This window comes from Streptococcus sp. SCPM-O-B-15304 (M98) (genome assembly GCF_058200215.1).
Map to the genome: position 1 here is coordinate 1 of NZ_JBYQGQ010000016.1, position 13,418 is coordinate 13,418.

Genomic DNA, 13,418 nt, shown 5'->3' on the forward strand with positions numbered 1-13,418 from the left:
AGTTTTTGTAATCTAGTTAGACTAGAATCTTTTAAGCTTTGCTATATTTAGCTACAACTGCTTCAACTGCTGCTTTTTCACGCTTAATCAATTCAACGCGAGCTGCGATTTCCTTGATTCCCATACCGATGTTACGGCTAAGAGCTAGGTCAGAAAGTTGTGGCTCAAAGAATTCCTTGTATTCCGCCAAGCGTTGTTCTGACTTGAATACATGGGCAGGAAGGATAACAAAGCTATCAAAGCTCATATCTCCTCCAAGGGCAGCCTTAATCCAATCCCAGTTTTCACGCGCCCAAGACCACGCTGTTTCCTGGGTTGCTTGATGACCTAAGAATTGGAAGTACCAAGCTGATAAGTCTTGTGGTTTTACCACAAATTTGTCCTTCCAAGAAGCAATCAAGGTTTGGATATTATCCGCATCTGTACTGTAGGCAAGAGCAGCTGCCAATTGGCGTTTAAAGGCGGCATCTGTGGCATGAGTATAAAGATCGAGATAAGTTGCGACCAATTCCTTAGTCTCATGGTGTTTCATTTCATTGATGAGAACTTGTGAACGAATAGCTGCTGGAAGTCCTGAAAGATTATCCTTGTGGGCTTCGAAAATTTGGCTAGCAACTTGACTAGCTTCTTCATCATTTGAACGAATCATCATAGAAATTGTCAATTGACGAACCAATTCATCCTCATCAGATTCACCCTCTTTAGCTTCAAAGCCAAGACGGTCATAGTTGTAACGAGCCAGTTTAGCAATAAGGGCTTTAAAGGCTTTTTCTGTCTCAGTTCCTTCATCGATAAAGCGATCAAGCGCTCCGATAACTTGTGAAACTGCTGAAACAACGAGATAAGATTCTTCTTTAGCCAATTGATCCACCACTGGAAGCAAGTCTGCGTACGAAATGTGCCCTGCTTCAGCAAGCAAACGACGTTCTTGGACGATTTGAAGTTTACTTGTGTTATCAAGTTCTACTAGATCTGCAAGCACAGCATCAAGTAATTGACCTTGATAGTCTGTAATGTAGTGGGCTGTATTTTCAGTGTTGAGACGAAGTGCTCCTTCATTTTCAGCAAGAAGTGCTGCATAGCCGGGGATTTCGATACTTTCAGTTTCGAGAGTATCTGGTACTCCTTTCCAGTTGCTGTTAAGTGGCACTACCCAAAGACGATTCTTGTCTTCATGCTCACCGATGAAGAATTGTTTTTGTGAGATCTTCAAAACATCATTTTCAACTGTAGCAGTCAAAACTGGATAACCAGGTTGCTCCAACCAAGAATCCATAAAGGCTGCTACATCACGGCCTGATGCTTGACCAAGGGCATTCCAAAGGTCACGACCAATGGTATTTCCGTATTGGTGTTTTTCAAAGTAAGCATGCAAACCTTTGGCAAAATCAGCATCCCCTAACCAACGACGAAGCATGTGCATGAGGCGACTTCCTTTGGCATAGACGATAGCTCCATCAAAGAGCGTATTGATTTCATCTGGGTGTTTGACTTCAACGTGAACAGATTGAACGCCATCCGTCGCATCGCGTTCAAGAGCAAGAGGTACTCCACCTGTTTGGAAATCTTCAAAGATATTCCAACTTGGCTCGATGGCATCCACACAGACGTATTCCATCATGTTCGCGAAGCTTTCATTGAGCCAAAGGTCATCCCACCACTTCATAGTTACAAGGTTACCGAACCATTGGTGAGCAAGCTCATGGGCAATAACGAGGGCTACCTGTTGACGGCTGGCAAAGGTAGAGTTCTCGTCCACAACCAAGTAAACTTCACGGTAAGTTACCAGACCCCAGTTTTCCATAGCACCAGCTGAAAAGTCAGGAAGGGCGATGTGAAGAGATTGAGGAATTGGGTACTTAACTCCGTAGTAGTCTTCGTAAAATTCGATAGAACGGACAGCGATGTCTAGTGAGAAATCAAGATTTGAAAGTGGATGTGCCTTGGTTGAGTAAACACCTACCAAAGTACCATTTTTCGTTTTAGCAGTTACCCCTTGTAAATCACCAGCTACGAAAGCTAGCAAGTAAGAAGACATACGAGGTGTAGTTTCAAACTTCCAGATGCCAGTTTCTTTGCGGTTTTCAACATCGATTTCCGGCATGTTAGACAAGGCCAACTCACCTTCTGCTTGGTCAAATCGAAGAGCTAGGTCAAAGGTTGCTTTGGCTTCTGGTTCGTCCACACATGGGAAGGCTTCACGAGCAAAGTGACTTTCAAACTGAGTTGACAAAACTTCCTTCTTAACACCATCAACTGTGTAGTATGAAGGATAAATCCCTGTCATGTTGTCAGTAATTTTACCTGAAAAAGCAAGTACCAATTCGACTGAACCAGCTTCTTCAAGTTCGATATGAAGAGCTTCGTTTTCATTATCAACTGTAAATGGACGAGCTTGACCTGCTACTTCAACAGAAGCAATCTCTAGGTCTTTTTGGTGAAGGGAAATACGGTCACTTTTAGCTTGACCAGTAATGGTTACTTTTCCTGAAAACGTCTTAGTCTCACGACTCAAGTCTAAAAATAAATCATAATGTTCAGGAACAAATTTTTCAATATAATGTTCTACTGCTTGCATCATTTTCTCCTATTCTAAATTTCTGAGCAAATGCTCTAGTTCAAACATACCTATTTTATCATATTTTAAGTCAGAAAAAAGCTTTGGACGGTGATTTCCAAAACTTTCTTCCTTCTAGTAGTCTACAGAGGATAGACCTTGCGAAATTCTTCTAAAACAACCTTGCTGTCAGGTGTAAAATCCAGACCTGCTTCTCCTAACCAGTCTTTGAAAAAGTCTTCATGAACCTGACGCCAATAGGCTAAAGATTTGTCTCCCTCACCTTCCTTGTAGGCATGGTCGGCTGAAACCTGATGGAAAGGCTGAACGGAAACCTTGGTAATTTCGACAATGCAAACAGCTTGATCCTTACTGTCTAAAATAACATCAAAAGTTCCTTCTTGGGGAAGGGGTTCGTCCTCTACTGCGTAAAGATCGTAAGCTGAGGCTGTTGCTGTTTTTTCGCCTGTAAACACCAGATCCGCTAAAAGGTCTGGATCCACTCCAAAGGCCCAGGCGTCTATCTCATCTCCGATAGAGAGGTTGATTTGCTTGTAGGCATTCCACATTTCTTGAGGTGTCATAGGTTGCTCCTTTGTATTTTTTTTCTTTCTTCTTTTACACGTTTGAGATGATATGGATGGTCAATCTCTAAATTAAAAATCTCTGGAATAGAACTATAATGGATAATGCACTTGATATCCATTTGATTCATTTTTTGTATAAAAGAAGTATTCAGATAGCCTGCTACGACGAATTCTATCTTTTTCGTCCTTGCTTTATCCTGCATCTGTCTCAGCATTTCTAACATAATGGGACTTTCCATATCATGCCATTGACTGTTCCTCACAGTCGCAAAAACAAAAGAAGTCAAATCATTCATTCCCACTACAATCTTTGAAATACCAGTTTCCAGTATCCTGTCCAAGTCAAAATAAGCTGATGGTAATTCAATCATTGTGCCGATTTTTCCAGTAAAACCATGCTGACGCAATACTCTAATAGCTTGTTTTAACTGTTCAGCATCATTGACAAAAGGAAAAATAACAGACAAATTGGGATTGGTTTGATAAACTTCTGTAACAACATGTGCTTCAGCATGAAATTCATCCAAACACGCCAGTAAACGCCTAGTTCCTCTATATCCAAATAAGGGGTGGCGTTCATCAAAATACTCTTTAGTCCCGTCTAGATAATTTGCTTCTGCATTTGTTAACTCTGAAAAGCGATACCAGACTTCTTCATCTGGGTACAAATGGCAAATAGTGTCTAGATAATCTTTTACAAATAGCTGACAACTTGCTAATAGGATGTTTTGATTAAGCTCTCTCAGCAAGTATTCCCCACGAATCATGCCGACGTGGTGCAATAGTTGTGGGTAAACTTTTTCAACAATTCTTTCGCCACTAAGAGCTAGTTGATTTTGCATGTTTTACCTTCCAATTATTATAGCTTGTCATGTCCAATTCTGGAAATCCTCGTAACTCTGCCTTCACCTTCAATACTAAGGGGGAGGCATTTTCTTCGGTCATCTGCTCAAGAGGAAGCCAAATTGCCTTTGCTGAATCATTGCTTCCGTCAAGAACTTCATGAGGAAGGGATTTTTGAGAGCGTTCTAAATCAAGTACTATATCATAAAAGGCCATGACATGATGTACTGCAAAGTCTTGACCCTCTTCTTGAACCATTACATCATAAATCCTAGGATTTGAAGAACGGCTAAGAGTATAGCCTGTCTCTTCCAAAACTTCTCTCTTGAGGGTTTCTGTCAACCCTTCACCTGCTTCCTGACTACCACCAGGTAAATCAAAACGATGTTGATAAGGTCCTCTCGTTTTCTCAATGCAGAGTAATTTTCCTTTCTCATAGCAAATGCCATAGACACCAAAGTGATTTTTGATTTCCATATTCTACTCTTTTCTAAAAGTCCAAAATCAATAACTTACCTCATCCCTTAAAAGGAAAGAGGCTATAGATTTCATGCTCCTTGATATACTTCTTTAGTATCTCCATATTCTCTTCGATTTTTGCCTGGATATCTGCCTCTTCACACGTTGACTCAGCAATAAAGAGGTGAATCTTCAATAAATCTGTCAAGTATAGCAGACGACGTTTCATTTCTGATTCAAGACTTGAAGCTTGCTCGATTTTTGCAAGCTTTTGCTCCAAGCTATCACCATTTAAAAATCTCTGATGAACTCTCCTTCTTATTTTTTGAGTGGATTCCTCCCCTTGTTTTAATGGGGATAAAAGCAGTTTTTTATAGGCAGACAGCTTATTTTCTGCCTCTCTTTCCATATAGGCCAATAAAACCAGAGAGCTATCAACAAAGGTCCAAGTGTTATAATTTCCTTCAAATGGGACTTGTATGACACTCTCCAACAATTTCTTAGCCATTTTCTCTTGACCATCCAGATAAAGTAAATAGGCCAGATGATTCAGCGACTCGAGATAGCTAACTTGGGTTTTCTTATTCTTTTTTAAAATTTTATCTAGATAGAGATGTAGATCTGGATGTTTTTCCATTTGTTCAACTACTTCTGGTAGCTTCATTTGAAATCCTTTCTATTCTTTTTTTAAAAATTTAAAGAGATTTTAGTCAACTAATCCAACTCTGCTCGACTGAACAAGTCTTTCATAGTGTTGATATCATCACAAAACTCTTTAAAGCCAAGAGCAAATCTAGCCAAAGCGTCCACCTTGGAAGAATAGGCGCAAAACATACTTCCTTCAGGATCAAAGTCGATAGCTTCGCTTAATTCAGGCATTTTCTCCTCCAAAAATACCAAAGCTAAAGATGTCCAATCGTAGCCATTTCCTTCAAATCCCTCCTCTTCTCGAGTGTCAAATACTTCCTGTCTGTATTCTCCATCAGGGTAATAAATGAGCGACCCTCGAACATTTTCAGGATCATCATCATATACAAGCAGGTTAAAAGGGGCAATTATTTCATTTATGTTTTTGTAATCCATCATTTCTTAACTCCTTATGAAAACGTTTATTGGTAACGGAACTCCATAAATCTAGGAGAGCTAATCAGAATCAAAAGGCATAAAGCTATCATGCTGATTATAATAATTCAAAGCTTCGACCAAGTCTTGGGGACTTGCATCTGGCTTTTCCTCAAGTGCAACCGTGAGAACATCAAGCAACTGCTCTCCATAGTAGACTAGCTGGAGATTTTGCTCCACTACATCAGCAGGGTAAATATCACGGTCTTCTATGACATCCGGATAATCTGACACCCAATAGAGCCTACCTAGTGCCAGTTCTCCATCCTCCTTACCATAGAGGCAAAAATCATCTGAAGTTAGTTGATCCGCTCGTAGCTGTTCGATCATCTGCTCTAGTGAAAGTTCTTGGTGTTTCCGCATCTCTTCTCCTTTTTAGTCTTGTTCTTCAACAAAAGAATTCAAAAATTCTTCAAAAGACGGCCATTGACCATACAACTCGGCTTTTTCTTCTAGAACATAGAAGTAAACCTTGCCATAATCTTCTTCCCTTAGGGAAAGAGCATAATTACCAGATCCAGGATCATAGGCAAAATGGAGAAGATCTGTTGCCTTAAATCCTGCAGGCACAGCCTCATCGTCATACCATGTAAGAGACTTGCTCATTTCCTCAAGTGAATTAAAGGAATTGAAAGGAAAGAGGTGATGTTCATCGTGGACACCCCTTACTTGGGGCTGACCACCATTGTGCTTGAAATAAAACTCCAACATAGTTTTTGGCAATTTCTTCCCAAGAATCTCCTCAAATTGTAAAAGGTCTTCTTTTGAAATCGGTGAATCTTCATCAAGCATCCTAAACATGATTACTCCCTTCAGTTTTCTACAATTCTTCTTTTAGTACCTTTTCAATAAAGTCATAGACATTTGCAGCAACTATTTTCATTTCTAAGGAGCCTAAAGCACCCAGGTCATTTTCATAAATGCAATCATCAGAATTTTTCTTGATAAAGTAAGCCAAATCTCCTTCCTGTCCAATCATAAAGTAATCTGGTTCTACTTCCTCAATCTGATAAGTCTCATTTCGCTCTTGAAGATCCTCCTTAGCATACAAACAGATGCCTGAATCTCCAATTTCATAGGGGTCAATCTCTTTCCAGTCCGATAAAAACTGATAGTAGAGATTGGGCAAGACAAATCCAAACTCATCTCTTTTCATAGCTTACCTCCACATATTCACAGAATACCAACTATGCTACTTCAAAGACCATCCACCGTCAATAGTGAGAATTTGCCCCTGCATGGCGCTTGCTTTTCCACTTGCTAAGAAAAGGCTAATCTCTGCTACTTCTTCTGGTTCTATCCAGCGTTTGATGGGTGTTTCACTAGCTACCCAGTCCGCCAAACCACCTGGTTCAAAATCAGCTGCCGTCATACCCGTCTTAACTGCACCTGGTGCGATTCCAAAGACCTGGATACCTGCTTCTGCATAGTCCAGAGCTAATTGCTTGGTAAATCCAGCCAAGGCATGTTTAGAAGAGGTATAGGCGTGACCACCACCGCCTGCTAGATTTGAAGCGATGGAACACATATTGATGATAATCCCATGTTTATGTTCCAGCATTTCTGTCAAATAATAGCGCGTCAGCTCCACTGGTGTCACATAGTTTATTTCAAAAATTTCTTGGATTTCTGGGGCAGATTGTTCTAGTAAGGGCTTGTAATCATCCAATACACCTGCCGTATTACAAAGAATATCAACTTCAGGGCACCAATCAAAAATTGGTTCCAAGTCAAGCGTTAAATCACGTTGTAGAAAGTGAAAGTCGCCTTGTAAGGCAGGCTTTTCACCCTGATCCACACTAAAAACCTGATAACCATTCTCTAAAAAGAGTCGAGCTTGAGCCAGACCAATCCCTGAACTAACGCCCGTAACTAAGACACGTTTAGTCATGGACTTCCACCCAATCCGTCGCTAGGACATCACATGGTGTCGGACTCCACATAGAAAAACCTTCTCCTTCACCAGACACGTTGATGAGGAAATAGGGTGTCACTTCAAGAGCGACCCCGTTTTGCTCGATAGTGTCAAAAAGTTGGACATAGTTTTCAGCTCCACCCCAGCCAGTACGTACATATTTTTTCTTAGCCTTTAGTCCAGGCAAAATTTCTTCAAATGTCATGTTTTTCTCCTTTGTTATCTATGAATCTTAATTTAATTATAACAAAAAACCGCTTTCCAACGGTTTTTTGACTGTGATTATTCTGATTTATATAGCTTGAAAAACCATCACCATTGCAACCCAGCTTCTATGATTTCCTTTCTAGAGGCATACTTCCCATTTGGTCGGTGCCATCTTCCTTTTCTATCTCTAAAGTAGCCACCTGAATTACTGCTTTGTGACTCCTCCGCAGGTGCTGGGGCTTCAGTTTCCTGCTGTGTCTGTTCTTCTTTAGCCTTCTCTTCTGCCTCTTTTTTAGCTTTTTCTTGTGCTTCTTTTTCTTCAGCCTCTTTCTTAGCCTTTTCCTCGGCCGCCTTAAGCTCTGCAGCGCGTTCTTCAGCTGACTTGACCGTATTCTTTGCAGTACCATCTGCATAATTTATTTCAGCATTGGCTGAAACGTTATCCAAGGCGACATGGGTTACGGAATACTTATCAATTTTTTCCTTGCTACTACCTAATTTAATTTCAAGCAAATTCCCATCCTGATCAATTCCTACGTACTGTAAGATAATCTGTCTTGGAATCAATTCATTATCCTTATAGACAGCTGTCACCTTATAGTCAAGATAATAGTTTGGATGATTTGCAAGCCACGAATCTAGTCCATTTTCATAATAGAGCATGCTACTTTGATTTTTGTCATCCGTTCCAGTAAAAGCACCTGTATTTAACCAAGCTGTCATAGGAACTAGATTTCGGCCTTCATCGTTGAGTCCACTAAATTGATACCCAACTAAATGACCGCGATTCATTAGCCAGGCTTCCTTTGTTCCATCACCATAATAAAATTTATAGTTATGCCATCCAACTGGATCAAAGGTTAATTTAGCTTCTCTCTTTTCTTTAGGCTCATCACTATCTTTTAGCTGAATGTGAGCATAAGTTGCACGGGATTTTGAATCAAGTTCCCCGAGTTCTAGCTGCTTTTCATTTTTAAAAGTAAGTAAGCCAGCTTCCTTGTATAACTTTGTATTATCCTGCGTAGTCTGTTCAGTCGTTACAGATTCAGCTACTTTCGCCTCTTCTTTATGTTTCGAGCAGCCAACAGTTGTCAGTAATGAAAGTAAAACAACAGAAGTCAGTACTATTTTTTTCATTTTTAACGCTCCTATCTTATTAAAATATTTATTATATTGTTATTTTATACAATTTTACCATATATAGTTTGTGTTTTCAAACAATTATATAAATTTTTAAACAAAGATAAAAAGAGCGAGGTATCACCTCGCTCTTTGATAAAATATTTCTTTAGTTTTTACGGCAAATCATTCCCTGCTGCGAGGTAAATCTCATACCATTCTTTTCGAGTTAGGTTAATATCACTTGCTTGGCTTGCTTCTATCAAATGTTTAGGGTTAGTTGTTCCTACTACTGCCTGCATCTTAGCTGGGTAGCGTAACACCCAAGCGATAGCAATAGCTGAAGGGCTTACACCGTATTTTAAGGCTAATCGATTTAGGACTTGGTTTAGTTGTTGAAACTTCTCATTGCCGACAAAATTCCCTTTGAAATATCCGAACTGCAAGACTGACCAGGCCTGAATAACCATGTCGTTTAATTTGCAGTATTCAAAGACGCTACCATCACGCAAAGCTGCCTTGTCACCTTCCATATTGACATGGAAACCTGATTCAAATCCTGGCGTGAAAGCTGCGCTTAGTTGTAATTGATTGATAGATAAAGGTTGTTTGACCTCTTTCTTCAGGAATTCCATCATCATAGGATTTTGATTGGACACACCGAAGTTTCGAACTTTACCTGATGTGTGTAGAATATCAAAGGCTTGAGCCACTTGATCAGCTTCCATCAAAGCATCTGGACGATGGAGAAGCAAGCTATCCAGGTAATTAACCTGCAATCTTTTTAGAATCCCGTCTACTGATTCTAAAATATAATCTTTTGAAAAATCAAAATAGGTAAATTCTTCTATACGAATGCCACACTTGGACTGGATCCACATCTTTTCTCGCAGATCAGGACGATGCTTTAACACTTGACCCAGTAATTCTTCGCAACGTCCACCACCGTAGATATCTGCCAAGTCAAAGGCATTGATTCCTACAGATAGGGCTGTTTCAACCAACTCCTCAACCTCTTTAACCGACTTGTCACTGATTCGCATCATGCCTAGAACGATTTCGGACAATTCTCTTTTCTCTTGACCAAATGGAATGTATTTCATGGCAATTTCCTCCGTTTTTCTTCATTATAAAGCAGAATGCCACTTTTATCAACTTTTATCAACTGCTATCTCACAAAAGAAAAGAACCAGCTCAAACTGGTTCTTTTTAAATCTTAGCCAATCACACTTCCGTTTGGTACAGCTGGATCAACTGTGAGAAGGGTTAATTTGCCATCATGTTCAGCTGAGAGAATCATCCCTTGGCTGACATATTTTTTCATCATTTTACGTGGTTTGAGGTTGGCAACGATTTGGACTTTTTTGCCGACCAATTCTTGTTCGTTTGGATAGTATTTGGCAATTCCTGAAAGGATTTGACGATCTTCACCATCTCCAGCATCCAAGCGGAATTGAAGCAACTTATCAGAGCCTTCCACTTTAGAAACTTCTTTGACCTCTGCAACACGGATTTCGACCTTGTCAAAGTCTTCAAACTTGATTTCATCCTTGTTGAGTTTGAGTTCAACTTCATCTGGATTCCATTCTTTCTCGACGACTGGCTTGTTGCCTTCCATTTGTTCCTTGATGTAGGCGATTTCTTCTTCCATATCGAGACGTGGGAAGATTGGTGTTCCTTTAGCAACAACAGTCACACCAGCAGGGAAATCTGCCAGGCTCAAGTTTTCAAGGCTAGAAACTTCTGCTAGACCAAGTTGTGTCAAGACTGCACGACTGGTTTCCATCATAAATGGCTCAATCAAGTGAGCTACGACACGAAGGCTAGCTGCCAAGTGGCTCATCACACTTGCCAATTGATCACGGTGCGCTTCGTCCTTAGCCAGTACCCATGGAGCTGTCTCATCGATGTATTTATTTGTACGTGAGATGAGAGTCCAGACTGCTTCAAGTGCACGTGGATAGTCAACTGCTTCCATGTAGGTATGGTAGTCAGCGATTGATTGCTCTGCCACTTGAGCAAGTGCATTGTCAAAGTCTGTTACACCTTCTACATAGGCAGGGATTTGACCATCAAAGTACTTGTTGATCATAGAAACCGTACGGTTGAGGAGATTTCCAAGGTCATTTGCTAATTCATAGTTGATACGACCTACATAGTCTTCTGGAGTGAAGGTGCCATCTGAACCGACTGGAAGGCTACGCATGAGGTAGTAGCGAAGCGGATCTAGACCATAGCGCTCTACCAACATTTCAGGGTAAACGACATTCCCTTTAGACTTGGACATCTTGCCATCTTTCATGACAAACCAACCATGGGCAATCAAGCGGTCAGGTAATTTAACATCCAACATCATAAGAAGGATTGGCCAGTAAATCGAGTGGAAACGAAGGATGTCTTTCCCAACCATTTGGAAGACTGTTCCATTCCAGAACTTATCAAAGTTACCATGTTCATCTTGACCATAACCAAGAGCAGTCACGTAGTTGAGAAGGGCATCGATCCATACATAGACAACGTGTTTAGGATTTGATGGGACAGGTACACCCCAGGTAAAGGTTGTACGAGATACTGCTAAGTCTTCCAAGCCTGGCTCAATGAAGTTACGCAACATTTCATTGAGACGGCCATCTGGAGTGATGAAGTCAGGATGTGATTTGAAAAATTCGACCAAGCGGTCTTGGTATTTGCTGAGGCGAAGGAAATAAGACTCTTCTGAAACCCATTCAACCTCGTGACCTGATGGAGCGATACCACCCGTCACACTTCCAGCTTCGTCACGGAAAACTTCCGCAAGCTGGCTTTCTGTAAAGAATTCCTCATCTGATACTGAATACCAACCAGAGTATTCACCTAGGTAGATGTCATCTTGGGCAAGCAAGCGTTCAAAAACTTGTGCCACTACTTTTTCATGGTAGTCATCTGTGGTACGGATGAATTTATCGTATGAGATATCAAGCAATTTCCAGAGTTCTTTAACACCAACTGCCATTCCGTCAACATAGGCTTGAGGAGTGATGCCAGCTTCTTCTGCTTTTTGTTGAATCTTTTGGCCATGCTCATCAAGACCAGTCAGATAAAAGACATCGTAGCCCATCAGGCGTTTGTAGCGAGCTAGGACATCACAGGCGATAGTCGTGTAGGCAGAACCGATATGAAGTTTACCAGATGGATAGTAAATCGGTGTTGTAATATAAAAATTCTTTTCAGACATAATTTTTCCTTTCCAGGCAAATGAAACCTGTTTTTCTAACACTTCATTATATCATATTTTGATGATTTTCGATAAGGAAATCCATACAAAAACAAGACAGACTGATGTCCATCTTGTTTTTCCTGTTGATTATCTTATTCATAGCGAAGAGCTTCAATCGGATCTAACTTAGAAGCTTTATTGGCTGGTAGAACACCAAATATCATACCGATGCCAGCTGAGACAGCTAAGCTAAAGAGAGCTATTGGGATGGATACGCCAACTTCGATTCCTGCAATCATATTTTGAAGAAGAACTCCTGCAAGCATGGTCACCCCTGCAGCAAGCAGAAGACCGATGACCCCACCTAATAAGGTTAAAATCATGGATTCAATCAAGAATTGAACCAGTATATTAGCCCGTGTTGCTCCTAGTGCTTTACGTAGACCAATCTCACGGGTACGCTCTGTCACCGAAACAAGCATAATGTTCATAACACCGGTACCACCAACAAAGAGGGAAATCCCAGCAATAGCACTAATAATCGTTGTTATGAAGCCAAAGAGTTGTTGAACTTCTTGGAAGGCGGCAGACGCATCTGCAACTTGATATTCCCCTTGTTGAAGACCTGCAATCTCTGTCATTCTTCTTGCCAACTCTGGTCCTAAAGTCTGGGTTAAGCTAGTATCATTGACACGGAAGACAATATTTGAAATCTCATCTGTGTTAAAATTAGCTGCTAAGGAAATATTGGTCGTAATTGGTAGTCCTCCGACTCCAAATGTTTTCGCAGCCTTAGCTTCTTTACTTGCATAAACACCAATAACACGGTAACTGATTTCATTTACTTCAACAATTTGGTTGAGTGCTTCTTGTGCTGAACCAAAAAGGCTATTGGCTAGTTCTTCATCTAAAATGATCACGTTTGCAAAATCCTTATAATCTTGTGCTCTAAGACTTCGACCTGCAATGATTTCATTTTCGACCGCATCCATATAGGTGACATTCCCACCCGTCATGTTAGCGTGTTCGACCTTTTTATCCTTATAAGTCAAGGTCACATTGGCTGAGTTGGTCACATAGTAGCTATCCACTCCCTTGAGCTTAGCAGCTTCCTTAACCCAAGCTTCTTGTGGTTTTGGAGGTTCAACAAAAACATCTTCCTCTTTACCAGACAGGGTTAGAGCAGATTGCTTCTGGGTGAAGGAACCGTCCTTGCTCTTGGTAGGTGAGAAAAAGACATGAATGTCCTTCTGAGACTTGGTCATATTTTTATTGACCTGGCGAGACATAGAGTCACCCAAGGCCATGATAACGACAACGGAGGATACACCTATGATAATCCCGATCATGGTCAAGAAAGAACGCATCTTGTGGGCCATAATGGATGAAAAGGCAAATTTCAGATTCTGCATC

The 13,418-nt window shown here is 40.7% G+C and carries 15 protein-coding genes; all 15 read right to left on the bottom strand.

Translation table 11 applies throughout. The features are described 5' to 3' along the window. Positions 1 to 31 precede the first annotated feature (31 nt). Positions 32 to 2,578, bottom strand: coding sequence for a M1 family metallopeptidase (locus AC3E7H_RS08830; RefSeq protein ID WP_490676438.1), 2,547 nt, complete (start codon positions 2,576 to 2,578; stop codon positions 32 to 34). 122 nt (positions 2,579 to 2,700) lie between these two features. Then, positions 2,701 to 3,141: an ASCH domain-containing protein gene (locus tag AC3E7H_RS08835; RefSeq protein ID WP_490676416.1), complete on the bottom strand. Its 441-nt coding sequence runs from the start codon at positions 3,139 to 3,141 to the stop codon at positions 2,701 to 2,703. Beyond that, positions 3,138 to 3,986, bottom strand: a complete 849-nt coding sequence (locus tag AC3E7H_RS08840) for a putative PEP-binding protein (protein ID WP_490676417.1) — start codon at positions 3,984 to 3,986, stop codon at positions 3,138 to 3,140. Before AC3E7H_RS08840 ends, AC3E7H_RS08835 begins: the two co-directional genes overlap by 4 nt. Beyond that, positions 3,964 to 4,464 (bottom strand): NUDIX hydrolase, encoded by a 501-nt coding sequence (locus AC3E7H_RS08845; protein ID WP_490676418.1) that lies wholly within the window; start codon positions 4,462 to 4,464, stop codon positions 3,964 to 3,966. The genes AC3E7H_RS08840 and AC3E7H_RS08845 overlap by 23 nt, the downstream gene beginning before the upstream one ends. A gap of 40 nt (positions 4,465 to 4,504) precedes the next feature. Continuing rightward, positions 4,505 to 5,110 carry a DUF6707 family protein gene (locus AC3E7H_RS08850; RefSeq protein WP_490676419.1) on the bottom strand — a complete coding sequence of 202 codons (606 nt, stop codon included), beginning with the start codon at positions 5,108 to 5,110 and terminating at the stop codon, positions 4,505 to 4,507. A 50-nt stretch (positions 5,111 to 5,160) separates the two neighbouring features. After that, complete coding sequence (locus AC3E7H_RS08855; protein WP_075228654.1) at positions 5,161 to 5,532, bottom strand: Imm51 family immunity protein; 372 nt, start codon at positions 5,530 to 5,532, stop codon at positions 5,161 to 5,163. A gap of 57 nt (positions 5,533 to 5,589) precedes the next feature. After that, complete coding sequence (locus AC3E7H_RS08860) at positions 5,590 to 5,931, bottom strand: DUF7716 domain-containing protein (RefSeq protein ID WP_490676420.1); 342 nt, start codon at positions 5,929 to 5,931, stop codon at positions 5,590 to 5,592. Positions 5,932 to 5,943: 12 nt separating this feature from the next. After that, positions 5,944 to 6,369 (bottom strand): SMI1/KNR4 family protein, encoded by a 426-nt coding sequence (locus AC3E7H_RS08865; RefSeq protein WP_490676421.1) that lies wholly within the window; start codon positions 6,367 to 6,369, stop codon positions 5,944 to 5,946. A gap of 19 nt (positions 6,370 to 6,388) precedes the next feature. Continuing rightward, on the bottom strand, positions 6,389 to 6,724 hold the full coding sequence (locus AC3E7H_RS08870; protein ID WP_490676422.1) for a hypothetical protein: 336 nt from the start codon (positions 6,722 to 6,724) through the stop codon (positions 6,389 to 6,391). A 36-nt stretch (positions 6,725 to 6,760) separates the two neighbouring features. Further along, positions 6,761 to 7,459 (bottom strand): 3-oxoacyl-ACP reductase, encoded by a 699-nt coding sequence (locus AC3E7H_RS08875; protein WP_490676423.1) that lies wholly within the window; start codon positions 7,457 to 7,459, stop codon positions 6,761 to 6,763. Beyond that, complete coding sequence (locus AC3E7H_RS08880; protein ID WP_000141913.1) at positions 7,452 to 7,688, bottom strand: DUF2829 domain-containing protein; 237 nt, start codon at positions 7,686 to 7,688, stop codon at positions 7,452 to 7,454. The genes AC3E7H_RS08875 and AC3E7H_RS08880 overlap by 8 nt, the downstream gene beginning before the upstream one ends. Positions 7,689 to 7,795: 107 nt before the next feature. Beyond that, positions 7,796 to 8,827 carry a DNA/RNA non-specific endonuclease gene (locus AC3E7H_RS08885; RefSeq protein WP_490676424.1) on the bottom strand — a complete coding sequence of 344 codons (1,032 nt, stop codon included), beginning with the start codon at positions 8,825 to 8,827 and terminating at the stop codon, positions 7,796 to 7,798. Between the two features lie 158 nt (positions 8,828 to 8,985). Continuing rightward, entirely contained in the window at positions 8,986 to 9,912 is a 927-nt protein-coding gene (locus tag AC3E7H_RS08890; protein WP_485714852.1) for an aldo/keto reductase, read from the bottom strand. A gap of 113 nt (positions 9,913 to 10,025) precedes the next feature. Then, the gene (gene metG, locus AC3E7H_RS08895; protein WP_490676425.1) at positions 10,026 to 12,023 is read right to left on the bottom strand and encodes a methionine--tRNA ligase; all 1,998 of its coding nucleotides are present in this window, start codon (positions 12,021 to 12,023) and stop codon (positions 10,026 to 10,028) included. Positions 12,024 to 12,157: 134 nt separating this feature from the next. Beyond that, entirely contained in the window at positions 12,158 to 13,417 is a 1,260-nt protein-coding gene (locus tag AC3E7H_RS08900) for an ABC transporter permease (RefSeq protein ID WP_049527850.1), read from the bottom strand. Position 13,418: the final 1 nt, after the last annotated feature.

Bases quoted from the DNA above. Each gene is read 5' to 3' on its own strand.
- AC3E7H_RS08880 (WP_000141913.1), bottom strand. From the start codon at position 7,688: ATGACATTTGAAGAAATTTTGCCTGGACTAAAGGCTAAGAAAAAATAT.
- AC3E7H_RS08890 (WP_485714852.1), bottom strand. From the start codon at position 9,912: ATGAAATACATTCCATTTGGTCAAGAGAAAAGAGAATTGTCCGAAATC.
- AC3E7H_RS08900 (WP_049527850.1), bottom strand. From the start codon at position 13,417: ATGCAGAATCTGAAATTTGCCTTTTCATCCATTATGGCCCACAAGATG.
- AC3E7H_RS08885 (WP_490676424.1), bottom strand. From the start codon at position 8,827: ATGAAAAAAATAGTACTGACTTCTGTTGTTTTACTTTCATTACTGACA.
- AC3E7H_RS08865 (WP_490676421.1), bottom strand. From the start codon at position 6,369: ATGTTTAGGATGCTTGATGAAGATTCACCGATTTCAAAAGAAGACCTT.
- AC3E7H_RS08860 (WP_490676420.1), bottom strand. From the start codon at position 5,931: ATGCGGAAACACCAAGAACTTTCACTAGAGCAGATGATCGAACAGCTA.
- AC3E7H_RS08855 (WP_075228654.1), bottom strand. From the start codon at position 5,532: ATGATGGATTACAAAAACATAAATGAAATAATTGCCCCTTTTAACCTG.
- AC3E7H_RS08845 (WP_490676418.1), bottom strand. From the start codon at position 4,464: ATGGAAATCAAAAATCACTTTGGTGTCTATGGCATTTGCTATGAGAAA.
- AC3E7H_RS08840 (WP_490676417.1), bottom strand. From the start codon at position 3,986: ATGCAAAATCAACTAGCTCTTAGTGGCGAAAGAATTGTTGAAAAAGTT.
- AC3E7H_RS08830 (WP_490676438.1), bottom strand. From the start codon at position 2,578: ATGCAAGCAGTAGAACATTATATTGAAAAATTTGTTCCTGAACATTAT.
- AC3E7H_RS08850 (WP_490676419.1), bottom strand. From the start codon at position 5,110: ATGAAGCTACCAGAAGTAGTTGAACAAATGGAAAAACATCCAGATCTA.
- AC3E7H_RS08835 (WP_490676416.1), bottom strand. From the start codon at position 3,141: ATGACACCTCAAGAAATGTGGAATGCCTACAAGCAAATCAACCTCTCT.
- AC3E7H_RS08875 (WP_490676423.1), bottom strand. From the start codon at position 7,459: ATGACTAAACGTGTCTTAGTTACGGGCGTTAGTTCAGGGATTGGTCTG.
- AC3E7H_RS08870 (WP_490676422.1), bottom strand. From the start codon at position 6,724: ATGAAAAGAGATGAGTTTGGATTTGTCTTGCCCAATCTCTACTATCAG.
- metG (WP_490676425.1), bottom strand. From the start codon at position 12,023: ATGTCTGAAAAGAATTTTTATATTACAACACCGATTTACTATCCATCT.